The 24,674-nt window shown below is 38.8% G+C and carries 20 protein-coding genes; 17 read left to right on the forward strand and 3 right to left on the reverse strand.

What is annotated here, in order from left to right:
* The first annotated feature begins 1 nt into the window (after position 1).
* The 9 genes from FEDK69T_RS05285 (at position 2) to mgtE (ending at position 11,169) form a co-directional block, all read left to right on the forward strand.
* Positions 2-808: a glycogen/starch synthase gene (locus FEDK69T_RS05285; protein WP_023573121.1), complete on the forward strand. Its 807-nt coding sequence runs from the start codon at positions 2-4 to the stop codon at positions 806-808.
* An 18-nt stretch (positions 809-826) separates the two neighbouring features.
* A complete protein-coding gene (locus FEDK69T_RS05290) occupies positions 827-2,581 on the forward strand; it encodes a DUF4270 domain-containing protein (RefSeq protein ID WP_023573122.1) in 1,755 nt (584 codons plus the stop codon).
* 2 nt (positions 2,582-2,583) lie between these two features.
* Positions 2,584-4,431 carry a glutamine--fructose-6-phosphate transaminase (isomerizing) gene (gene glmS / locus FEDK69T_RS05295; protein WP_023573123.1) on the forward strand — a complete coding sequence of 616 codons (1,848 nt, stop codon included), beginning with the start codon at positions 2,584-2,586 and terminating at the stop codon, positions 4,429-4,431.
* Between the two features lie 149 nt (positions 4,432-4,580).
* Complete coding sequence (gene atpD, locus FEDK69T_RS05300; RefSeq protein WP_023573124.1) at positions 4,581-6,092, forward strand: F0F1 ATP synthase subunit beta; 1,512 nt, start codon at positions 4,581-4,583, stop codon at positions 6,090-6,092.
* Positions 6,093-6,164: 72 nt separating this feature from the next.
* Positions 6,165-6,446, forward strand: coding sequence for a F0F1 ATP synthase subunit epsilon (locus FEDK69T_RS05305; protein WP_023573125.1), 282 nt, complete (start codon positions 6,165-6,167; stop codon positions 6,444-6,446).
* Positions 6,447-6,626: 180 nt separating this feature from the next.
* Positions 6,627-8,405, forward strand: a complete 1,779-nt coding sequence (locus FEDK69T_RS05310; RefSeq protein WP_023573126.1) for a tetratricopeptide repeat protein — start codon at positions 6,627-6,629, stop codon at positions 8,403-8,405.
* Between the two features lie 153 nt (positions 8,406-8,558).
* A complete protein-coding gene (locus FEDK69T_RS05315) occupies positions 8,559-8,870 on the forward strand; it encodes a DUF4286 family protein (protein ID WP_023573127.1) in 312 nt (103 codons plus the stop codon).
* Between the two features lie 177 nt (positions 8,871-9,047).
* Positions 9,048-9,827 (forward strand): 16S rRNA (adenine(1518)-N(6)/adenine(1519)-N(6))-dimethyltransferase RsmA, encoded by a 780-nt coding sequence (gene rsmA, locus FEDK69T_RS05320; RefSeq protein WP_023573128.1) that lies wholly within the window; start codon positions 9,048-9,050, stop codon positions 9,825-9,827.
* The gene (gene mgtE / locus FEDK69T_RS05325; protein ID WP_035630285.1) at positions 9,817-11,169 is read left to right on the forward strand and encodes a magnesium transporter; all 1,353 of its coding nucleotides are present in this window, start codon (positions 9,817-9,819) and stop codon (positions 11,167-11,169) included. The genes rsmA and mgtE overlap by 11 nt, the downstream gene beginning before the upstream one ends.
* Here the strand turns inward: mgtE and FEDK69T_RS05330 are convergent.
* Positions 11,166-12,095 (reverse strand): magnesium transporter CorA family protein, encoded by a 930-nt coding sequence (locus FEDK69T_RS05330; protein ID WP_023573130.1) that lies wholly within the window; start codon positions 12,093-12,095, stop codon positions 11,166-11,168. The genes mgtE and FEDK69T_RS05330 overlap by 4 nt on opposite strands.
* 235 nt (positions 12,096-12,330) lie before the next feature.
* On the opposite strand from FEDK69T_RS05330, the gene FEDK69T_RS05335 reads away from it, so the two are divergent.
* The 5 genes from FEDK69T_RS05335 (at position 12,331) to FEDK69T_RS05360 (ending at position 18,768) form a co-directional block, all read left to right on the forward strand.
* Entirely contained in the window at positions 12,331-13,278 is a 948-nt protein-coding gene (locus FEDK69T_RS05335) for a 2-hydroxyacid dehydrogenase (protein WP_035630359.1), read from the forward strand.
* A 211-nt stretch (positions 13,279-13,489) separates the two neighbouring features.
* The gene (locus tag FEDK69T_RS05340) at positions 13,490-15,670 is read left to right on the forward strand and encodes a rhomboid family intramembrane serine protease (RefSeq protein ID WP_023573132.1); all 2,181 of its coding nucleotides are present in this window, start codon (positions 13,490-13,492) and stop codon (positions 15,668-15,670) included.
* A 181-nt stretch (positions 15,671-15,851) separates the two neighbouring features.
* Positions 15,852-16,223: a hypothetical protein gene (locus FEDK69T_RS05350; protein ID WP_035630281.1), complete on the forward strand. Its 372-nt coding sequence runs from the start codon at positions 15,852-15,854 to the stop codon at positions 16,221-16,223.
* A gap of 47 nt (positions 16,224-16,270) precedes the next feature.
* Complete coding sequence (locus FEDK69T_RS05355) at positions 16,271-17,545, forward strand: metal-dependent hydrolase family protein (protein WP_035630279.1); 1,275 nt, start codon at positions 16,271-16,273, stop codon at positions 17,543-17,545.
* A 134-nt stretch (positions 17,546-17,679) separates the two neighbouring features.
* Entirely contained in the window at positions 17,680-18,768 is a 1,089-nt protein-coding gene (locus FEDK69T_RS05360) for a ligand-binding sensor domain-containing protein (RefSeq protein WP_205622827.1), read from the forward strand.
* Positions 18,769-18,912: 144 nt separating this feature from the next.
* Here FEDK69T_RS05360 and FEDK69T_RS05365 read toward each other — a convergent pair whose 3' ends face one another.
* On the reverse strand, positions 18,913-20,073 hold the full coding sequence (locus tag FEDK69T_RS05365) for a glycoside hydrolase family 18 protein (protein ID WP_205622826.1): 1,161 nt from the start codon (positions 20,071-20,073) through the stop codon (positions 18,913-18,915).
* Positions 20,074-20,357: 284 nt separating this feature from the next.
* Between FEDK69T_RS05365 and FEDK69T_RS05370 the strand changes: the two genes are divergently transcribed.
* The 3 genes from FEDK69T_RS05370 to FEDK69T_RS05380 are packed head-to-tail and all read left to right on the forward strand — an operon-like array spanning position 20,358 to position 21,505.
* A complete protein-coding gene (locus FEDK69T_RS05370) occupies positions 20,358-20,759 on the forward strand; it encodes a hypothetical protein (RefSeq protein WP_023573136.1) in 402 nt (133 codons plus the stop codon).
* An 18-nt stretch (positions 20,760-20,777) separates the two neighbouring features.
* Positions 20,778-21,176 carry a VOC family protein gene (locus tag FEDK69T_RS05375; protein ID WP_023573137.1) on the forward strand — a complete coding sequence of 133 codons (399 nt, stop codon included), beginning with the start codon at positions 20,778-20,780 and terminating at the stop codon, positions 21,174-21,176.
* A gap of 44 nt (positions 21,177-21,220) precedes the next feature.
* Positions 21,221-21,505 (forward strand): TM2 domain-containing protein, encoded by a 285-nt coding sequence (locus FEDK69T_RS05380; RefSeq protein WP_023573138.1) that lies wholly within the window; start codon positions 21,221-21,223, stop codon positions 21,503-21,505.
* Positions 21,506-21,591: 86 nt separating this feature from the next.
* On the opposite strand, the gene FEDK69T_RS05385 is transcribed toward FEDK69T_RS05380, so the two are convergent.
* Positions 21,592-24,375, reverse strand: coding sequence for a zinc-dependent metalloprotease (locus FEDK69T_RS05385; RefSeq protein WP_023573139.1), 2,784 nt, complete (start codon positions 24,373-24,375; stop codon positions 21,592-21,594).
* Positions 24,376-24,674 lie beyond the last annotated feature (299 nt).

Consider the following 24,674-nt stretch of genomic DNA (forward strand, 5'->3'; position numbering starts at 1 on the left):
AATGGAGGATAAGAGGATATTGTATGTATCATCTGAAGTAGTGCCTTACTTGGCTGAAAATGAGGTTTCTTTAATGTCGTATGATGTGCCTAAAATGATCAACGATCAGGGAGGTCAAATACGCATTTTCATGCCGAGATACGGAAATATTAATGAGAGAAGACATCAATTGCATGAGGTGATTCGATTGTCAGGAATGAATTTGGTGGTGAATGATATGGATATGCCTCTGATTATTAAAGTTGCTTCGATCCCGAAAGAACGCATTCAGGTTTATTTTATCGATAACGACGAATATTTCAAGCGTAAAGCTACCTTTACGGATGAGGAAGGTGTCTTGTATCCAGATAATGACGAACGCGCCATTTTCTTTGCCAAAGGCGTAGTGGAAACCGTTAAGAAACTGAACTGGGTTCCGGATATTATCCACGTTCATGGTTGGATGGCTGCTATGTTGCCGGTATACATGAAACATTTCTACAAAAACGAAGCGCTTTTTGCCGATACCAAAATTGTAACGTCCGTTTATAGTCAGTCTTTTGACGGTACGTTGGATATGGAGATGCTTAAGAAAGTAACTTTCGACAATGTGCCTCAAGAATCAGTTAGTGATTTGTCTGAGCCGAATTTTGAAAACATCATGAAGGCATCAATCATGCATTCGGATGCGGTGATTATTGCTTCGGAGGAAGTGTCGTCAAGTTTAACAAAATTTATAGAAACTTCGAATAAACCTTTTTTACCTTTCGTTCCGAAAGATCAATTTGCAGAAGTATATACTAATTTTTACAAAACACAGGTTTTATAATAAACCGATTTACAAAACATGAACAAATTTGCATTAGCTAAGAAGCTTTTATTGTTGGTTTCCATCGTTCTTTTTGCTTCTTGTGATAAGGATTTTAATACTATAGGTTCGGATATTGTTGGGCAAGACTATTTTGATCTTGAGAAGGATTCGTTGGAAGTTTTTACCAATAACTTTCTTACCGGTCCGGTACAGACCAATAATCTTAGCGTAAATTCATTGGGGACTTATGTTGACCCGAAATTCGGGAGGACTACGTCTCACTTTGTGACACAGGGCGAATTGCAAAATATTTCAAGTATTGACATTAAAAATAATCCTGTGGCAGATTCTGCCTGGGTGTACGTGCCATTCTACTACGATAGTGATAAAGCAAGCGATTCTGATGGGGATGGGATAAGAAAGTTTGAATTGGATTCGATTTATGGTGATGAAGGCACTACTGATTTGGCTCAGCAGAAGTTCAAGTTGAAAGTGTATGAAAATGGATACTTTCTGGAGAACTACAATCCGGAAAATACCTTTGGTGTCAATCGTCACTTCTCTGATGAAAAAAATAAAATTGAAGCAAGCATGTTGGGTGCAGATGGTAACGGAAACTCCGTTCTGCAAGGCCCCTATCTGAATAACAGCTCAGAAGCGTCTGAAAACGAAGCGTTTTTCTTCGATGCAAAGGAACGTGTTATTTATAAGACTAATGGTGCGGGTGGTTATTTGAATGCAGATGGTGATGTGATTGATGATTCGAATATTGATGATCGCGTTGTTAAAGAGCGTTTTCCGCCGGGAATATGGTTAAATCTGAATGCAAAGTATTTTACAGAAAAAATTCTAAAGGCGCCAAAGGATATGTTGTCAAGTCAAAATGCCTTTAAAGGGTATTTCAAAGGATTGTATTTTCAGGTCGAGGCATTAAGCGGCAATCAGGGGGCTTTAGCAATGTTGGATTTTTCAAAAGGATATATTAGAGTAAATTATAAAATGGATTCATCTAATACAGATAATGATAATAATCCTGCAACACCGATACCAAGAGTCAGAAGATTTATACAGATTAAATTAGGAGGGAATAGCGTTAATTTCTTTGATACGAATCATGCATTGCCAACTAATTCGAACAGAATTGGTTTAAAAGGAGGTGCTGGTTCTGTTGCTCATTTTGATTTGTTTGATTTATCTCGTGTTGATGATAATGGGGTCCCGACCGATTTAAGGGAATTAAGAGAAGAAGTTGCGGCAAAAAACTGGATGATCAACGAAGCGAATCTTGTTTTTTATGTGGATAAAGCTGAGATGGTAAATTCTAAGTTTGTGGAGCCAAACCGAATTTATGTTTACGATGCCAAAAACAAAAGACCGGTTGTGGATTATTTCACTGACGGTTCGACCAATAGTTCAAATCCAAAATTAAGTAAAATGGGTTTTGGCGGTATTATTGAAAAAGACGCCGCGGGTCATGGAGTTAAATACAAAATCCGAATCACAGATCACATGAAAAATTTGATTTTTAAAGATTCGACGAATTATACGCTTGGTGTGTCGGTTACGGAAAATATTAATGTGTCAACCAATGCATACAGGAAACCGGCTCCCGGAGAGCAGGCAAATGAGATTGTTCCGCTTGGATCGGTGCTTAGTCCGTTAGGAACGATTTTGTATAAAGGAAATATTCCTCAACCGGCGCCGAATACACCGGGGAATTCACCGGAGGCGATGGATTATAAAAGAAGACTTAAATTAGAGATTTACTATACAAAACCTAAACTTGATTAGTTATGTGTGGAATTGTTGGATATATAGGTCACAGAGAGGCTTATCCTGTGATTATCAAAGGGTTGAAAAGGCTTGAATACCGTGGGTATGACAGTGCAGGTTTGGTTTTGTGCGAGGATGGAAAGTTTAATCTTTCCAAGACAAAAGGAAAAGTTTCTGATCTGGAAGCCAAAGCCGAAAAAGAATTATCACTAAAAGGAACTGTAGGGATGGGGCATACCCGTTGGGCTACACACGGAGTTCCTAATGATGTGAATTCACATCCTCATTTTTCGAATTCCGGGGAATTGGTGATTATCCATAACGGAATTATCGAAAACTATGAGCCGCTTAAGAAAGAATTAATGAACCGCGGATATGTTTTTCATTCCGATACAGATACCGAAGTTTTGGTAAACCTGATTGAAGAAGTTCAGAAAAAAGACAACCTTAAATTAGGGAAAGCGGTTCAGGTTGCCTTAAACCAAGTGATTGGAGCCTACGCCATTGCGGTTATGGATACAAAAACGCCTGAGGAAATGGTTGTGGCGCGTTTGGGAAGCCCGTTGGCTATCGGAATCGGGGAGGATGAATTCTTCGTTGCATCCGATGCTTCTCCTTTTATTGAATACACTACGAATGCTATCTATCTGGAAGATGAGGAAATGGCGATAGTTCGTTTGCATAAACCGATGAAGGTTCGTAAAATCAAAGACAATTCGTTAGTTGATCCATACATTCAGCAATTGCAGATGAATTTGGAGCAGATTGAAAAAGGTGGCTATGATCATTTCATGTTGAAAGAGATTTACGAGCAGCCAAGTGTGATTAAAGATACGTACCGTGGTCGTTTGCATGCCAATAAAGGAATTATTCAAATGGCCGGTGTGGAAGATAATCTTGAGAAATTTACCAATGCCCGACGAATCCTTATTGTTGCCTGCGGAACTTCGTGGCACGCCGGATTGGTGGCAGAATATATTATTGAGGAATTCGCGCGTATTTCTGTTGAAGTGGAATATGCTTCCGAATTCCGTTACCGTAATCCGATTATTAATTCGGATGATGTGGTTATCGCTATTTCGCAATCTGGGGAAACCGCTGATACTTTAGCGGCAATTAAGTTGGCGAAAGAAAAAGGCGCGTTCGTTTTTGGTGTGTGTAATGTAGTTGGGTCTTCTATTTCCCGTGAAACACATGCCGGAGCTTATACGCATGCCGGACCGGAAATCGGGGTGGCATCAACCAAAGCGTTTACTACGCAAATTACTGTGTTGACCATGATTGCGCTTCGTTTGGCTAAAGCCAAAGGAACGATGAGTAATTCTGATTACCAGCGTTATTTGTTGGAATTGGAATTGATTCCTGAAAAAGTGGAAGAAGCATTGTTAAGCAATGATGTGGCCAAAACCATTGCCGGAATTTATAAAGGTGCTCCTAATTGTCTTTATTTAGGACGCGGTTATAATTTCCCTGTGGCATTGGAAGGTGCATTGAAATTAAAAGAGATATCCTATATACATGCAGAAGGTTATCCTGCAGCCGAAATGAAGCACGGGCCAATCGCGTTAATCGATGAGCATATGCCGGTAGTGGTGATTGCGCCTAAGCAGAACCATTACGATAAAGTGGTAAGTAATATTCAGGAGATAAAAGCGCGTAGCGGAAAAATCATTGCGGTGGTTACCAAAGGAGATACGCAGGTGCGCGCATTGGCAGATCACGTGATTGAAGTGCCTGACACATCGGAAGCATTAACGCCATTATTAACGACAATCCCGTTGCAATTGCTTTCATACCACATTGCGGTGATGAGAGAATGTAATGTAGATCAGCCTAGAAACCTAGCAAAATCGGTTACTGTGGAATAAAATTTAAAGCGGATTTTTACGGTCCGCTTTTTTATTGTAAAAAATTCAATAATTAATTTTCTTTTTTTTAATTTAAAAACTATCTTTGCGCTCTGAAAAAAGAGGTTTTTTCAAGAAACGTAAATAGCTGTTTAATAAATACATAAGCAATGTCTAAAGTTACAGGAAAAGTTGCACAGATTATCGGACCGGTGGTTGACGTGGTTTTTAACACGCAAAATGCCGAACTTCCAAAGATTTATGATTCATTAGAAATCATTAAAAAAGATGGTACAAAATTAGTACTTGAAGTACAGTCTCACGTTGGTGAGGATACGGTTCGTACTATTTCGATGGATTCAACAGATGGTCTAAGCAGAGGTACAGAAGTGGTTTCAACAGGTAGTCCAATCCAAATGCCAATCGGTAAAGATATCTATGGTCGTTTGTTCAATGTAATGGGAGACGCTATTGATGGACTTGGAGATTTGCCAAAAGATGGTGCGAATGGTTTGCCAATTCACCGTCAGGCTCCTAAATTTGAAGATTTATCAACTTCGACAGAAGTTTTATTTACAGGTATTAAAGTAATCGATTTGATTGAGCCTTACGCAAAAGGAGGTAAAATTGGATTGTTTGGTGGTGCTGGTGTAGGTAAGACAGTATTGATTCAGGAGTTGATCAACAATATTGCTAAAGGTCACGGTGGTCTTTCTGTATTCGCTGGAGTAGGTGAAAGAACACGTGAAGGAAATGACTTGCTTCGTGAGATGTTAGAGTCAGGTATAATCAAATATGGTGATGATTTCATGCACTCTATGGAAAATGGAGGATGGGATTTGTCAAAAGTTGATAAACCAGGAATGAGAGAGTCTAAGGCTACTTTCGTTTTCGGACAGATGAATGAGCCACCAGGAGCTCGTGCTCGTGTAGCTTTATCTGGTCTTTCTATTGCTGAGTACTTCCGTGATGGAGCTGGAGAAGGTCAAGGAAAAGACGTACTTTTCTTCGTTGATAACATCTTCCGTTTTACACAGGCAGGTTCTGAGGTATCGGCGTTATTAGGTCGTATGCCATCTGCGGTAGGTTACCAACCAACATTGGCAACTGAGATGGGTACAATGCAGGAGCGTATTACTTCAACAAAAACGGGATCTATTACATCTGTACAAGCGGTTTACGTACCTGCGGATGACTTAACTGACCCGGCGCCTGCAACTACGTTTGCTCACTTAGATGCTACAACGGTATTGTCTCGTAAGATTGCTGAGTTAGGTATTTACCCTGCGGTAGATCCATTGGATTCTACTTCTCGTATCCTTACTCCGGAAATCTTAGGAAAAGAGCACTACGCTTGTGCGCAAAGAGTAAAAGAGATTCTACAGAAATACAAACAATTACAGGATATCATCGCGATCTTAGGTATGGAAGAGTTATCTGAAGATGATAAATTAGCTGTATCAAGAGCACGTCGTGTACAACGTTTCTTATCTCAGCCGTTCCACGTAGCTGAGCAGTTTACAGGTATTCCTGGAGTATTGGTTGATATTAAAGATACTATCAAAGGATTTAACATGATTATCGACGGTGAGTTGGATCACTTACCTGAAGCAGCGTTCAACTTGAAAGGTACCATCGAAGATGCTATCGAAGCGGGACAAAAAATGTTAGCAGAAGCATAATCTAGTAAGCAGTAAACGGTCGCAGTGAGCAGTCACTGGCAACTGTAAACTGTAAGCTGTAAACTAAAGAATATGATCGTAGAAATTGTATCACCAGAAGCCACATTATTCAGCGGAGAAGTTACTTCGGTAGCGGTTCCGGGAGTGAATGGCGAGTTCCAGATGTTGAACAACCACGCGGCTATCGTGTCGTTGTTAGGAAAAGGAAACGTAAAAATCGTTGGTTCGGGATTGAAAATCGCAAAAGAATTTGCGAATAAATTCCACAAAGTAAACGAACAGACGTATTGGTTGCCTATCGAATCAGGAACTGTCGAAATGAACGACAATAAAATAATTGTTTTAGCTGACTAAGACAATTTAAAATAAGAAAAAAAGTCTCGAGAAATCGGGACTTTTTTTATAATATAAAGCTGCTGATTGACTAATTGGGTTCTTTCTGAACAGATGTCTGTAGCTTTTAAACTATAAATTAACAGATGAATGTGACTTTAATACAAATTCAATGTTTAAATTTATAGCTTATTAACGCCGATGAGATTCAACTTCGTTTACATACTGCTTTTTTTCTCGCTAACCGTTTTTTCGCAAAACGAACAGTTGGCGCAGAATTATTTTGACCGTGGCGAATTTGAAAAAGCCATTGTTGTTTATGAGGATGTCTTAAAAGTACAGCCTTATAATTACCCGGTTTTACTTAAGTCCATTGCCTGTTACCAACAGTTGAAGCAATACGAAAAGGCTGAGCAACTGATTCAGAGCCGAATTGAAAAAATGAAATTGGATAATCTCTACGTAGAACTTGGCTATAACTATCAGTTACAAAAAAATCAGGAAAAAGCCGATAAGTATTATGCTATCGCTTTGGATAAAATCAAAGAAAATCCCAATAATGTTTATGGTATCGCCTATGCTTTCGAACAAAAAGTACTCGTGGAAAAAGCGATTAAGGCCTATGAAATAGGGAAATCTGGTAATCCAAATCTAAATTTCGATTACCAACTGGCTTTGTTGCAGGGACAGTTAGGGAATATGGAGCTGATGACTGATAAACTACTCGATTTTGCTTTTTCCAACCCGGCAAATCTTCCGATGGTTCAAAATCAGTTGATGCGGTTCATAACCGAGGATACCAGCGAAAGTTTCAACGCTTACCTGAAAAAAGCCTTATTGCTTCGTACACAAAAAACGCAGGACATTTTCTGGAACCAATTTTTGAGCTGGTATTTTGTTCAGCAGAAAGAATTCGGAAAAGCCTTCATTCAGGAGAAAGCCATTTTTAAAAGACAACCTGATAATTTCTATACAATAATCAACCTGGCTAAATTGGCGGTTCAGGAAGACGAAAACGAAATGGCGACTGAAATACTGCAGTTCATACTGGATAATACACAGGATTTGGGATTGCAAATGGAGGCGCATCATCATTTGCTGTCCATGGAAATTGAAAAGGCTTCAGAAAAAGAATTTCCGGCAATAAGAGAAAAGCTTAACTTGTTGTTGAAAAAGTACGGCATTTCGCCTTATTCCATGCAATTGCAAATTTTATCCGCACATTTTGATGCTTTCTATCTGAAGCAATTTGAAACAGCTAAAAATACACTCACCAAAGCGTTGGAATTGCCTTTGAATAATTATCAAAAAGCGGAAGTGAAAGATGAATTGGCAGATATCTTATTGTTGGACGAAAAATTCAATCAGGCCATAATCTATTATGCTCAGATTGAAGATGATTTGAAAAACGATGAAATCGGACATCAGGCTAGTCTGAAAATGGCTAAAGCGAGTTATTTTAAAGGCGATTTCGAATGGGCACAGAAACAGTTTAAAGTTTTGAAATCGTCATCGTCACAATTAATTGCGAATGATGCGCTGGAATTGTTTTTGCTTATCAGTGACAACACCGTGGAAGATAGTACACAAGTCGCCCTGAAAAAATTCTCCAAAGCCGATTTCTTACTCTATCAGAATAAAACAGCTGAAGCGCTTAAAGCATTTAAAACCATATTGACTGAACATAAAGGTCAGGCGATTGAGGATGAAACTTTACTGAAGGTAGGACAATTGTATGAAAAACAAAGCGATTTCCAACAGGCATTGCTGCTCTATCAGCAGATTTTGGACAATCATAAGGAAAGTATTTACACCGACGAAGCTTTGTTTTATTCAGCGGAAATTTACCGCAAGAATCTGCAGGATGTAGAAAAGGCAAAGGCACTCTACGAAAAGGTAATTTTTAACCATCAGGACAGTATTCACTTTGTGGATGCCCGAACGAATTTCAGAAAACTGAGGGGAGATACGAATTTATGATAGACAACTTAGAAAATTTGATTTTTTAATCTTTAATTCATGATAGATTTTCTAAAAACCTAAGAAATCCAACTCTCCAAGATATCTAATCATCTAAAAATCTAAGCCAGTCTACAAGTCTAAGCCAGTCTAATAATATAACAAACTAAAAAAATGATAATCTACAACGTAACTATCAATATACACGAAAGCGTTCATGATCAATGGATGAAATGGATGCAGGAAAAACACATCAACGACGTTTTGGCCACGGGGAAATTCACGTCGGCGCGTATGGTAAAGGTGTTGGTAGACGAAGAAATGGGAGGGGTGACGTATTCCATTCAGTATACCACTGATTCCAAAGAGACCTTACAGCGTTATTACGACGAAGACGCGCCAAGGCTCCGCGAAGAGGGATTGCGTCTTTTCGGCGATAAAATGTTGGCCTTCCGTACCGAATTGGAGTTGATTTCAGAACATTAAGATAGACCACTTAGATTTTTAGACTGACTTAGACCACTTAGATTTTTGAATGAATGCTGCTTTTAAATTGCACTAATTTAAAAAGTTTAATGATCTGACTTTCTAAGAAGTCCAAAATCTAACTTTCTAAGAAGTCTAAATTTCTATCAAACTAAAATAATCTAAGAAGTCTAAATAATGGACAAAGTAAAAGCAAAAAAACACCTCGGACAGCATTTCCTGAACGATGAAAGCATAGCCAAAGATATAGCCGATGCGCTGACATTGAAAGGCTATAAAAACGTATTGGAAATTGGCCCTGGAATGGGTGTGCTTACCAAATATCTGTTGGAGAAGCCCATCGACACTTATGTGATCGAAATTGATACCGAATCAGTGGCTTACCTCGATGCGCATTATCCTAAATTGCATGGAAAAATTATCTCCAAAGATTTTTTAAAGTACAATATCAAGGAAGTTTTCAACGATGAACCTTTCGCCATCATCGGGAACTTTCCGTATAATATTTCCACACAGATTGTGTTCAGAACTTTGGAACTTCGCGACCAGATTCCGGAATTTTCAGGGATGTTCCAAAAAGAGGTGGCTGAACGAATCTGTTCTCCAAAAGGGAGTAAGGTTTACGGTATCTTATCGGTATTAGCACAGGCCTTTTACGATGTGGAATACCTGTTTACGGTAAGCGAACATGTGTTTACGCCGCCGCCAAAAGTAAAATCCGGGGTGATGCGAATGATCCGTAAGGAAAATTACGAATTGCCTTGTGATGAAAAATTGCTGTTCACTGTTGTGAAAACATCCTTCAACCAAAGAAGAAAGACACTTAGAAACAGCTTAAAATCGATGAATCTGTCGGATAATTTAAGAGAAGATAGTATCTTTGACCTCCGTCCGGAACAGCTTTCCGTAGAACAATTCATAGAACTTACTCAAAAAATAGGAGCCGATGGAGTTTAAAATCAGCAAAGACCTAATTCAACAATTAGAGCAACTTATTCAAAGCAAAAACGACCAGCAACTGGAAGTATTGCTGAATGATTTGCACCATGCTGATATTGCCGAAATCCTTGACGAACTGGATTTTGATGAAGCAACCTATATTTTTAAAGTTCTGGATTCCGAGAAAACAGCGGAAATCCTGTTGGAACTGGAAGACGATTTGCGTGAAAACATTTTGCAACGTCTTTCAGCCAAAGAAATTGCCGAAGAGTTGGACGAGTTGGATACCGACGACGCGGCCGACATTATTGCTGAACTTCCACAGTCTAAAATGGAAGAGGTTATCTCCGAGCTGGAAGATGTTGAACACGCCAAAGACATTGTCGATTTGTTGCGTTACGATGAAGATACTGCCGGAGGTTTGATGGGAAAAGAGTTAGTGAAAGTCAACGAAAATTGGAACGTACTCACCTGTGTTAAAGAGATGCGCCAGCAGGCGGAGCATGTTACCCGCGTGCACTCCATTTATGTGGTGGATGACGAAGATCGCCTGAAAGGCCGTTTGTCGCTGAAAGACTTGCTTACCACTTCAACCAAAACGCCTATCAGTGATGTCTATATCAAAAAAGTAGATTACGTGAAAGTGGATACCCCCGATGTGGAAGTAGCCCGTATCATGCAAAAATACGACTTGGAAGCTATTCCTGTGGTAGACGAAATGGGCCGTTTGGTAGGCCGTATCACCATTGACGATATCGTAGACGTAATCAAGGAAGAAGCCGATAAAGATTACCAGTTAGCGGCCGGTATCTCACAGGACGTTGAGGCGGATGACAGTATCTTAGAACTTACCCGTGCCCGTTTGCCTTGGCTGGTTTTGGCTTTGCTTGGCGGTTTTGTCAGTGTGAAAGTTTTAGGGCTTTTCGAACCGGCGATGGAAGGCCATAAAGCCTTGTTCTTTTTTACTCCGTTAATTGCTGCTATGGGCGGAAATGTGGGAGTGCAGTCCTCGGCGATCATCGTGCAGGGTTTGGCTAACAATGCCATAACCGGAAGTATCATCCAACGTTTGTTGAAAGAGTTGTCTCTTAGTTTGTTAAACGGATTGATATTGTCGGCTATCCTTTTTGCTGGTAGTTACTTCTTGTTGGGATACGAAATCCATATTGGGATTACTGTGACCATTGCGCTGTTATCGGTAATTATCATTGCTTCCTTAAACGGGACTTTTATCCCAATCATTTTAAACAAATATGGTATCGACCCAGCTTTGGCTACGGGGCCGTTTATTACCACAAGTAACGATATCCTTGGGATTCTAATTTACTTCTCTATTGCGCGTCTTATCTTAGGGTTCTAAAAGAGGTTTTTCTTTTTGAACAACAGTACGCCTATCATTGCTAATATTGCCGATGCACAGGTAACTATCCAAATCCCGTGTGGGTTATTTTCCAACTCGTTCGGAACATTCATGCCGTACAAACTCGCTATCAGCGTAGGAATCATCAGAATGATTGAAACGGAAGTAAGTCGTTTCATGAGAACGTTCAGGTTGTTGGAAATCACCGAAGCATAGGCATCCATCATCCCCGCAAGGATATTGCTGTAGATGTTGGACATTTCCTGTGCCTGTTTCAATTCGATGTCTACGTCTTCCAATAGATCTTCGTCAAAATGTTCCCGTTCGTTTTTAAGGTTTTTTATGCGATGGAACAAAATGTCATTGCCTTTAATTGATGTGATAAAGAAAACAAGGCATTTTTCCAGTTGCATTAAAGCCTGCAAGTCTTCATTTTTAATGGATTTTTCCAAATGATCTTCTGCCAGTTTGATGCGCTGGTTGATTTGTTTCAGGTATTTCAAGTACCAGACACTGGAAGACAGCAGGAGTTTCAGTACCAAATCGAAATGGTTCTGGATGTTGATGTTTTTGCGTTGCGTATGCACAACGAAGTCGTCCAGCAATTCGGTTTTATGAAAACAGACGGTTACAAAAATGCCTTCTTTGAAAATACAGCCAAGCGGAATGGTGGTAAAAGGCAGGTTGGAATCGTTGTTTTTATAAGGGATTCGGAGAATGATCAGATGCCATCCGTCTTCTTCCTCTATACGCGGACGCTCGTCTGTGTCTTCGATATCGTTGTAAAAAGCTTCGGGAATCTGCAGTTCGTTCAATAAGAAATTACGATCGTCTGCGGTTGGGTTTTCAATCGCCATCCAGCAATTGTCGGTTTGGCTCTCAGTGGCTACCAGCCCTGAAATACCATTTCTGTAGAAGTTTTTCATTCTTTACGCTTCATGTTTGTCGAATAAAGCGCAAGATGAGTGCTTTATTCGTGTTTAATTGATTTTCCTCAGGGAACTATCCATAGTTGTTAACTCGAAATTTTGGCAAAAGTAGGTTTTAATGAACAAGCTACTCTTAAAATTTGCATAATTTATTGCCGGGTTGTCCTGCCCAAAAAAGAAAGAACTTGTTTTGATCCAATTTCGTACATTTGGGAAACCTGAATTAAAGACCTTGAAACCACAAGAAGTAAAAATACTCCATATCGACAGCAACCATCCACTGTTGTGGGAACAATTAGTTAAAGCCGGATTTCAGAATTTCGAAGATTTTAAATCATCAAAACACGAAATCGAAGCAAAGATTCATGAATATCACGGCATAGTAATCCGAAGCCGTTTTAAAATTGACAAAGACTTTCTCGACAAAGCCGCCAATCTGCAGTTCATTGCCCGTGTAGGAGCCGGCTTGGAAAGCATCGACTGTGAGTATGCTGAAAGTAAAGGCGTACACCTTATTGCTGCCCCCGAAGGCAATCGCAATGCCGTTGGTGAGCATGCTCTTGGGATGTTATTGTCGCTTTTCAATAATCTGAATAGAGCCGACCGGGAAGTGCGCAGCGGTCATTGGAACCGCGAAAGTAACCGTGGTCACGAACTCGATGGAAAAACGGTGGGTATTATCGGTTATGGGAATATGGGGAAATCGTTTGCTAAAAAACTCCGTGGTTTTGATGTGGAGGTTTTGTGTTACGATATTTTAAGCGGTATAGGTGACGAAAATGCGCGTCAGGTAAGTTTGGCTGAATTTCAGCAGAAAGTCGATGTAGTAAGCTTGCATACGCCCTGGACACCTGAAACGGACAAAATGATCAATACCGATTTGATAAATGCCTTTGCCAAACCGTTCTGGTTCATCAATACGGCAAGAGGTAATAGTGTTGTTACGGCTGATTTAGTAGCTGCTTTGCAATCCAAAAAAATTCTCGGTGCCGGTTTGGACGTACTGGAATATGAAAAACTATCGTTCGAACATTTGTTTGAAGGAGAAAAGCCGCCCGCCTTCGAGTACCTGCTGCAGGCCGACAATGTTTTGCTTTCGCCACACATCGCCGGTTGGACCGTGGAAAGTAAAGTGAAACTGGCACAAACCATTGTGGATAAGATCGTGCAGTTGCACTAAGAACACTCTCCAGAAACTCTCGCATTGGCAAGGGGTTCTTAACTTTGTTTAATTTTTTTTAAAATAAAATTTTTAGCTTAATGTTGTTTTGTCTTCGATCTTTCGACAGGCTCAGGACAAAGATGAACTATTGTTTGTTTTTGGAATTACATGGTCTATTGGAAGTGGTGCTTTATATATTTGCGGGCTTATTTCATTTTTTTAGACTACAATGACAAACTACATTAATAAATTAAAACACATAGTTCCAACATTTTTAATAATATCCCTTGGAAGCGTAATCGGAGTTTTATTGTTTAGATGGCTTTTTTGTGTTCAATTTCCAATCATTGATATAAAAGAAGAAGTTTGGGAATTTTGGATACCAATTATTTTACCTTGGATAGTAATGACTCTTTGGTTTAGACAACGGCTAAGAGTTCTAACATTCAAACGAGATAACGACAAAGGAAGAGTCTTTTTTCAATTTATTGCTTGGCTTAGCATGTTTGCAATGTTAGCGATATCCCAAAATTATTTAACTACCGCAAGTGGTAAGCTAAAAACCATTGAGAGCATCGACGACATAGATAAAGTTGAAAAATCGAGATATTACAAATTGAACAACTTTATAGTTGCAACATATTTTGGAGGCACATACACTGATTTCAGAACAAGCGGAAAATATAATCAACATCTTAACTTTGATATTTTCTTCATTACTCCAATTGTTCCGGATTCAACAATGATTCAAAGCGTTCCAAAAAAATGGTACGGTGTTAAATTCCAAAAGCAAATTAACAACCGTATCAGTAATGAAGAGAAGGAGAGGAAATATAAAGATTTTTTTAGCGAGTGTGTTCAAAAAATGAAGAGTTATAATTTTCATTCTCTAGACCATTTTGAAAGAATACCTACTTCTGATGACAGGGAAAATTATCTAAAAGCAATTGAAGCAAGAACTAAAGAAAAAGCAGATGATAGTTTTGTGATTTTAAAGCCTGTACAGGAAGAATTCGAAAAAAGAAACGGAAATAAATTTGCTTGGATTTTCGGTTCATTCGGTATCGGTCTCGGCATTTTATTGTTTTCACTTATTTGGCCTGGTTATAGTGAAACGGAGAGAAAAAAATTTTTGCAAGGCAAGAAACCAAAACAAGATGATATTGCAGATATGTTAAATTATCTAATTCCTAAAGGAAGTCATTTTGTAACGTCTATAATTTTAGATTTAAACATTTTAGTATTTCTGATAATGATTTTTTCAGGAATAAACATTATTTCTCCTAGCGGTCTTGAATTGTTAGAGTGGGGAGGAAATAGAAGGATTGAAACGATGAATGGAGAATGGTGGCGTCTTTTCACAAGTATGTTTTTACATGGAGGGATTATGCATCTATTTTTGAATATATATGGACTTGTAATTGCGGCACTTTTTATTGAGCCAATACTTGGAAGAAAAAACTATTTCACACTATACCTTTTATCTGGTCTTTGTGGTAGTCTCGCAAGTATCTGGTGGTATCCAAATATAATTAGCGTTGGTGCATCAGGGGCTATTTTTGGGCTTTATGGGGCAATACTTGGATTATTATTAACTGATGCTTTTCCAAAAGAAGGTAAAAGGTTTGTTTTTATGATGATAGGAATTTACGTCTTTATAAACCTTCTTTGGGGATTAACTGGTGGAATTGACAATGCGGCTCATATTGGTGGACTCATAAGCGGAGCATTTATTGGTATATTACTATATAAAATTGACTCAAAAAAGAAGAACGCAAGCTCCTTTGAGGGTCGAAGCGGGAATAATACCGATAAATTATATACTAAAATAGTATTGTCAATTGGAATTTTAATAATTATATTTAGTTTAATTCCAATAATTAAAAACCGAGATACTTCCATCAAAAAACAGCAACATAGCACACAAAATAAATTAAACCTTTACAATTTGAAAAATTGTATCATTTGGAGGCAAGGTGTGAATATTAGCATTAAGGATTTTGAAATGTCCCCAGATTATAATTCTGAACAAAACATGTTTTTTTGGAATGGAATAACTTTAGAATCTAATGGTTACGGGGGTTTTGAAGCATTAGCCATTTTTGACAAAAGCAAATCATGGACTAAAGACACAATTCAATTTAATTATAAAGAAATACTCGAAGTGCAAAAACTATCATTCGATTTAGCCGAACTTTATGCCCGAAAAATGAATGCTGAAATAAGAAAAGTCAGAGATAACGAAGTAAATGATACTCTTGAATTAGAAAATTTAGACAAACATTGCAGAATGATCTATGAGAAGTATGAAAAAGCAAATAGTCAAATGCTATTAAACGGTGAAACAACTAAGGAAATTATTTCATATTGGAGACCAAAAATTGACCAAGCATTGTCAGAATCAAAATAAAACTTCCGCTAACAGCGGTTTGATGAAATTGGGGTTTGGGTTTATAATGGAAAGATCTTTTTGTATATTAGACTTAGTGATAAAGCAAACTAAAGGAATAAAATCCCCGCCTTCACAAAATCGGTGGGTCGTTATCGGTAATTGTAACAACTGACACTCCAAATACAAACCGACAAAGAATATGATAAGAAAAATTTTAAGCATCATCGTTGGTTACGCAATATTCGTTGTGACTTCACTTGCGCTTTTTAAATTTTCGGGACACGCCCCTCATTCTGATGCAACGACTGCCTTTATCGTCTTGACAACTATTTATGGAGCATTCTTTTCATTTGTTGCCGGACTGGTTACACTAATTATCGCAAAGACAAAAAACTTAAAAATCAATTTTGTTCTCGCCTTGATCATTGCTGGTTTCGCACTATTTTCTCTTCTAAAATCAGCGGGTAGTCATTGGACACAATTACTTGCTATTTTTATCTTTTCACCAGTGTCAATAATGGGTGGGTTATTTTATAACAAGCGGCATAAACACAATGAAGGAAATCATTGAAAAAATTAAGTTCAGGGACAATAAAAGTTAACTAAAACTTCAAATGTATGAGACCATTAATAACTCTATTTTTTATTGTCTTTTGGGTATTCTCACATGGACAAGAGAAGCAAATCTTAATTAAGGCGGGCAAAGTATTCGACAGTGAACAAAAAAAGTTTTTAACTAATCAAGAAATTCTTGTTCAAGGTAACTTAATTAAAGAAATAGGCACAAAACTTTCCGTCCAAAAAGAAACTACTATTATAGACTTGACTAACTATACTGTGCTGCCTGGGTTGATTGAATCCCATATGCATCTATTGTATCTGGAGCCAATGAAAAGTAACCTGACACTTGAGAATTTAAAAATGATTACAATGGAAGGTGATGGATTGAGAATACTCCGGGCCTCCAAAAGAGCAAAGACATTTTTAGACGCAGGGATAACAACAGTAAAAGACCTTGGCAATTCAGGGCAATTTTTAGACGTAGCTCTGAAAATGGCTATTAACGAAGGTACAATTGAAGGCCCTAGATTATTTGTATCTGGACCTATAATCTCATCTGTTGGAGGGCAAATGCCCGGGATGAACAAGAAATATGATCATTTAATTTCGGAGGAATATAGGATTGTTAAAGATGTTGAAGACGCTAAACTGGCAGTTCAGGAAAATATCACTTATGGAGCAGATTTGATAAAGATTTGTGCCGACAATACTCCTAATAATACATCTTTGTCGATAGAGCAAATGAAGGCTATAGTTGAAACAGCTCATCGTTATAATAAGAAAGTAACCGCACATGCCACTGGAGAGAAAGCAATTTCGGACGCAATCATTGCCGGAGTTGATGGAATTGAACATGGTTATCAATTACCAGAAAGCAGCGCACGTTTGATGGCGAAAAAAGGAATTTACTTTGTCCCGACAGATCTTACTGCTGAATTACTTATGAATTATTCAGGGATGCCGAAAGAAGCAGTAACCAAGTACTTAGAAAACTCACAATTTAAAAGACTCAGATCAGCTATGAAAGAAAATGTGAAAATCGTAGCGGGCTCTGATAATTACATTGACTTCGGAATACCGCAAGGAGAAGCGGCAAAGAGAGTTCTTGTTGCCTACCACCAGGCGGGTATGAGCCCAATTGACATATTAACATCATGTACAAAAACAGCATCGGAATTTTTAAGTCTTCCTGATAAATTAGGTGTGATAAAAAAAGATGCATTTGCCGATATCATTGCAGTTGAAGGAGACTTGGAGAATGAATTTGATAAATCAATTTTTCAAATTCGTTTCGTAATGACTAATGGCAAAATATATAAAGAGGTGAAGTGAAGCCAGCACGGCGTTGTGCGTCATGTTTATGTGATCTGCAAACCTGAATTGTTGTATCTTTTTCACGATATTTTTTATAGCAACTAAAACAGAGGAAAATGGCAAAATATTATTTTCGCAATTCAATTTACATTTTGCTTTTAGCGGGGTTGTTTCTAAATTCCTGTTATGGCCAAGTTGATACAAGCTCGTCGAAGCAGACAACCATTGCGCCAAAACCAAGCCCGGAAATAATAGGAACGCCACCGCCTCAGGTTCTTAATTCTCATCCAGTTTGGGACCCTAGTCTTGTAAGCCAGTATATAAGGAGTATTTTTCAGGATTCGAAAGGAAATTATTGGTTCGGTCCAGCTGGTCAAAGTGTAGCCAGATATGATGAAAAAACTTTAAAATACTACAGTAAAAGTGAGTTTTTTCTGGGGAATAACAGTGTAGGCAATGATTATGGTAATAGCGTACATGCCATTGTCGAAGACAGCAACGGTAATATATGGTTTGGAACAGACTATGGAGCTGTTAAATATGATGGAAAGACCTTTAGAAGCTATAAAGAGGTGGATGGACTGAGCAATATCAGGGTATCCCGAAAAAGCATTCTCATAGACAAAGCCGGAAATATTTGGGTGGGCACCGCCGGTGGTGTTTTTCGATATGACCCGTCTGCTGATAGCACGGGCGGCAAATCCTTTTCGCTATTTCATTTGCTTGGTCCTGTAAATATTAAAGGCATTATGGAAGACAATACCGGAAACATTTGGTTTGCTTCACAAGGGAATGGTGTCTTTCGATTTGATGGAAAAGCAATTAAAAATTTTATGGAGAAAGAAGGCTTGGGCGATAACGTTGCAGGTGGCATGATCCAAGATAAAGCAGGGAACTATTGGTTTACTATGAAGGGCGGTATTTGCCGCTATGATGGTAAAACTTTTACTGAGTTCACAACCAAAGACGGATTAGGCGGAAGCGAAGTTTGGGGTATGTATATGGAAAAGTCGGGTGTCATTTGGATTTCAGCAAGAGGCAGCATGACGAGATACGACCCTTCTATCGATATTTCAAATCCAAAAGCATTTACCGTGTTTGCGGAAAAAGACGGAATTAACTGTTGTGTTCAAAGTATGTATCAAGACCGGTCTGGAAATATGTGGTGGGGTGCCGGAGCAGGGCTCTATCGATTTGATGGCTATCGCTTTTATCAGGTTAAACAGAAAGGTCCGTGGTAACATAAACAATTTTAGGTAACAGACTGGACGACAGTCTGAATAAACTGAAAAGTATTCTTGAAAATACTCATTAGAATAACTATAATGTCATGTTCTGACAATACTATTTATTGTTTGCTGTGAAGTTGAAGATTTAATTGTCGATTATTGCTGTCGTAGCGAACACATTGGATTAGGAATGGCGAAATATTTGGAGCCTTCTCCAATACCCTGTGAGCAGTTGGTGGTACAAGCCTGTCTTGTCGAATTACATTCCGCTGCCCAAAACATATACCCAAGCATTCCTGATGAGATTCCGGCTCCATTAGGCATTATCCGGGTGACATACTCCCTGGTTTTATATTGAATGGATATGTAAAAATTATTGCATTCCGGCACTTGTTGAGTTCCCGTCATGTAAAGTGAGCCCGTAAATTTACAGGGTGCCAATGGTGGAATTGGAGGTGCATATTGGGGTTTTCCATCGATATGTTCATCCCAGTTGGTGATAGCTCCAGAGGGAGATGGCTGTCTTGCCGGGACCATGGCGTTGGCATAATCAAGAACCGGAGCCGTTGTAGTGAGCCAGTCTTTTGTCGCTTTTTGACAGATACCAATCAACCAACGGTCTCCTGCTGCCAAATCGATAGTGAGCCTGGCGGCGTGATTACAGCCGGAGGGGTCATAGGGATGGCGAGCTCTGTAGGTACTGATAAAAGTTTGCAATCCTTCCAGGTTTGGGCTTCTGTTTTCTTCATAATCAATTTCTATGCCCACGCCTAGGCTATCGGCTACTGCCGCGGCATTTTCGGCTAACTGTATTGGATCTAATCGCAGCGCCGTATTCCAGTCGTCAGTATAGGTAATACCTCCAATGGAGAGCATAACCCTGATATTGTGGTCCTTGAAGTGTTTAATAATGGCACGTGTCATGCCTCTGGGAAGGCCATTATATGTTGTTGCATCCTTTGTTCTGTTCAGTAGCTTTAACGGATTTACAAAGCTGAGTACGACTAGATTAACAGATGGCAGGCCGTCACCCCGATCAATGATCCAATGGTTTTTCTCGTCGAATTCACTTATGGTTCTGGGAGTTCCCCAGGTGCAGTAATCATTTCCGGCATGCCAGATGCCATATACCTGTAGTTGTGTTGGTGTTTGTGCTAAAACGTAAGGAGGTTGTGATGGTGATGTCGGCTTGCCATTCGCATCCAAATCAGCAGTTTCATCCGATGATGATTCTGTTCGGAAATCCTCTTTCTGACAACTGATGATCAGTGCCAAAAGTAGGGTTATAAAACTAATGAGTTTAAGTGTTTGTTTCACAGTTCAATACATTTAAATTAAGCTATTAAAGTTAAACGAATTATCTGCGAAAAACAATACAAAACGAAAATGGTAAATGGTTGGATGTCGGTTTTTATATGCAGATAATCAGGTATTTAGCAAGATGGGATTGGATGATGGTCTATAGGTATGTCTAACCTATTATGTAGCTTAATCTTAATGATAGATTGCGATGTGAATATTATATGACGTAATTTTCTGTAAGAATCTGTGGTAGAAACTGTTAATATTTGTTTTATATTTATGATTCAAAAAACGTAAGTATGAACAAAATTGCTTATTACCTTACCCTTTTTGTGGCGGGAATCACCTGCCTTCAGTTTGTTCCACACGCTTTCTTAGGGTTTCCGGCAGTATTGGAGCATATTGCTAAAGGTGAAATTCAGGAACCTGCAGCACAGGGCATGCAAATGATCTGGATGTATTCGTCAATTATGATGCTTTTGTCCGGAATCTGGATGTTGTTTCTGGCTAAACCCATTAAAGAAGGAGATTCTTCGGCGCGACTCCAGGCGTTGTTGCTCTCTCTGGGGCTGATTTTATTTGGGATGGCCTGCAGTTATATTGCCAGAGATGTTTTCAATCATTTGTTCTTTTTTACCGTTGAGGGCATTCTGCTGCTTTTAGCTGTAACTGTCTTCTTTAATATCAAAAGAGATAAGTAAGTTTAATATCAAAAAATAATGAGTAAGAACGACATTAAAAGAGTTACAGGATTGGGTGGTTTTTTCTTCAAATGCGATGATCCCAATGCGACGAAGGACTGGTATAAAAATCATCTAGGCATTCCGGTTGATCAATATGGATGGACATTCTGGTGGAAGGATGGGGAAGGAAAAGACTGTTCGACCCAATGGTCACCTTTTCCGACGGAAACCAAGTATTTTGAGCCGAGTAAGAAACAGTTCATGATGAATTTCAGGGTAGATAATCTCGAAGAACTGTTGAGAGTTTTAAAGGAGGAGGGTGTAACTGTCGTAGGCGATATGGAAACCTATGATTACGGTAAATTTGGATGGATCCTCGATCCGGAAGGAAATAAAATTGAACTTTGGGAGCCTATTGATAAGGCTTTTCTGTAAAAAAATGTAAATTAGTACGCTATTAATTAAATAAAAACAAATATATGGAGGTTACAAAACCGAGGGAAGACTGGAACCAACCGCAGCCGCCTCAACAACATAATAAAAAGTTGGCTTGTGGCTTATTGGCTATATTGTTAGGTCCGTTTGGAATACATAAGTTTCATCTGGGCTATCAGACAGAGGGTATTATTACTTTAGTAATTTCATTAATTACATGTGGTATTGTGACTTCCCTCATTGGCCTAATTGAAGGAATTCTCTATTTGATAAAATCAGATGAGGAATTTTACGAAACGTATCAGGTAAACAAACGGGGATGGTTTTAAAGCCGGTAGTTGTTTTGTTTGACGAACAAATTAATAAAAGAAAAGCGCCTATAAAGGCGCTTTTACTTTTTGTATAAGAAGAATAATTATTTGATAACAATTTTCTTCGTTTCTTTTCTTTCACCATCCTGAACAGTCACCATGTAAATTCCTGTCTGAACATTGTTCAGTTGAAGGTTTTGGTGGAATGTTCCTGTGTTTTGATATTCTTTTTCGAATACTAAACGGCCTCTCAAATCGTGAACGCCGATTTTGATTTCGTTAGAAGAGTTTGATGTAAACTGAACATTGAAATTACCGTTGTTCGGGTTAGGATATAATGTGAAATCCTGTAATCCGAAAGTCTCATTAGCAAGGAGCGCTGTTTGTCTTTGGCACAAAGTTAAAGTTGCACTTGAAATTGTGTTATTCGTGTTAGAGCTCATTGCGGCAAGTACCCATGTTCCAGCAGAGTTCACTCCATCATAACGGTAGAATGGAAGTCTTGGAGCATAAGTTGCACCAGTAGCAGTAGCATTACAGTCGAAAGCAGCTCCTTGATCATCAAATACTGCATTCAAATTAGAAGAGGTAGCTGCACATCCCGAGGTTGGCCCGTCAAAAGCAACTACTTCAATTAGATTAGAGTTTGGTTTTACTAATCCGAAAGATACCTGGTTTGTTTGCGCTGCCGTACTAACTACTTTTAACTTTGAAGAAGAAACGGTAAAATTGTCGGTAATGGCAGGGAAAGTATAACCTGACCATGTTGCAGTCATCGTTTGAGCAGGGCTGAAAGTTTTTACGTAATCCGTACAAACAGATGTTACAGAATATCCGATTGCAATGGGTTTCATGTTTACGTTAAAGAAAATGTTTCCAGATGCTTTAACCATAATTCTACAGTTTGTAGCAGCAATGTTTGGAACTGTGATATTTGCTGAACCGTTATTAGGAATGTTTGTCGCTAAAGTAGTTGAGAATGTTTGTCCACCATCTGTAGATAGTAAGATGTCTACATTGGCACCACCGTTAATTGAATTAGTATTGTTTACGGCCCATGTAATTGTTTGTGTTGATCCTTGTGCCCATGAAATATTGTTTGTTTTCTGAGAGGTAACAAAAAATGGCCCTTTAGTGTCATCTACGGTAACTACCATATCGTCAAAACTGGTTTGTGCCACTTTTGCAGGAGATGCAACATAGGCTGCATTGTCTCTAACGGTTAGTCTGAAGTTTAAGGTTCTGGCAACAGAACTTAACGCTTCAACATTGACTTCTGAACCTCGAGTAATAGTTGAACCGGTTAGTACAGTACTCATAACAGGTAAATAACGAAACGGAGAACTTGAAGGAGCATAATCTCTAAAGTTAGGTCCTGTGGCTTTTGTTGAAGAAGCTGTAGAAGCAGAACCGGTTTGTGTTGAACCCATGATGTCGATTTGTTCCCACATATACGTTAAGGCATCACCTGCATTAGCATCTGTTGCCGACCCAGTTAGCTTAAACGGGGTGCTTCTCGGAATAGTATAATCTACACCTGCGTTGGCTACTGGTGTAGCATTGGTTGTTGAAATTGATGCTAAAGTCGGACACGATTTTCCGGCTAAATTTGTCTGAATCTGAACAATCGATACACCGTGGAAAGCATCAAGAGAGTGGGGAGCAACGTTTAGTCCTTGGGTAACACCTGCATAGCCCATGATGGATATCCCGGAAGCTACTTCTACTTGAACAGTACTGCCTTCGTATGCATGTGAGAAAGTGTGTCTGGCTCCTAACTGGTGACCTACTTCGTGAACAACAAAGTCGATATCGAAATTGTCACCTTGAGGGATGTCGTCAGCCGGTGAAGTATATCCGCTTCCCTTATTTTTGTCTGCAGTATCATCTGTGTCATCTACACAAACGCATCCGATACAGCCTGCATTTCCACCGCCGCCGGATGCACCAAATAAGTGACCGATGTCATATGCGGCATTGTTATTTGCTAATGAAGAGAATACTCCTGTTAGTTTAGTACTTAAAGTGTTTTGTAATTGGGTATTCCAAGCTCCTGCAGCTCCAGTTGCGGCATCTGAATACGGGTCGGTTGCAGGGTTATAGTAAAATACGTTGGTAGACTGAGAAATTAGGTTTAAGTGTAATCCTAAGTCTTTCTCATATACCCCGTTACAACGAGTCAATGTGTTGTTGATAGCAGCTAAAACTAAATTCGCCTGTGCAGCACTCGTTGCTCCGAAATAATTAGAATATTCACCGGTAACTGATTGTGCTAATCTCATGGTGCGCAACTTTCCGTCACTTAATCTTCCTGCAACGTTTTGTACTTTTGGATTAATCTCTGCGAACATTTCATTGTCCTTTGCAGAACAAGCCCAAGGCAAACTTCCTTTGTCTCTTTGCGATTTGAAAACCGCATATATTCTATGATCTTGAGAATAAGGCTCAATAAATTCATTAGGTTTGTCGGTTCTGAAAACCATTGTCTGAATTCCTTGTGGAGAAATACTTAGTTTTAAAGTGGCATATTTATCCGTGATCCCTTTACCTGAATAAGCTCTGATTTCTGGGAATTGTGCTTGAAGATCTGCTTCGAAGTTAGAAGCTTCATACATTTCAAATTGCTCTAACCCACCATTAACATTAGGTAAAGTAATGATTACTTTTTGGCCTGATACTCTGTTTTGGGTTGCTAGCAATGTTTGTTTAATATGATCTAAGTTTAGTTCATATAAATCAAATTGCTTTGGGAACGAAAGGCGAGCAACTCCCTTATCTGTAGTGAGTTTACCGCTATCTCCTTTGTAGGAGGACCAGAACTTGTCGTTTTGCGCGTATCCGTTGGATATTGCAAAAGCAGCAATGGCTAGGAGTAAAATTTTTTTCATTTTGTTTTTTATGTATTGTTAAGTTTATGACAAAATTATGGCTTCTTTATAAAAACTCAAATATTAATAAGTTAAATAAAGAAAGTTATCAATATTTATAACTTTTTTTTGCGAAATTGATAATTTTAAAGTAAGTTTTTTTTTACTTAATTTATGTTTTACTTTTCCGTCTCCTTACTGAACGATTACCATGGAAAACCCTACCTATATTGTTAGGTTTAATATTTTGGTTAAAGAGTTCTGAATTTTGATTTTTTTTAAAAACGAACCGAGCTCTAATATCACGAACCTCTATTTTA

The organism is Flavobacterium enshiense DK69 (assembly GCF_000498495.1).
Lineage (GTDB): Bacteria > Bacteroidota > Bacteroidia > Flavobacteriales > Flavobacteriaceae > Flavobacterium > Flavobacterium enshiense.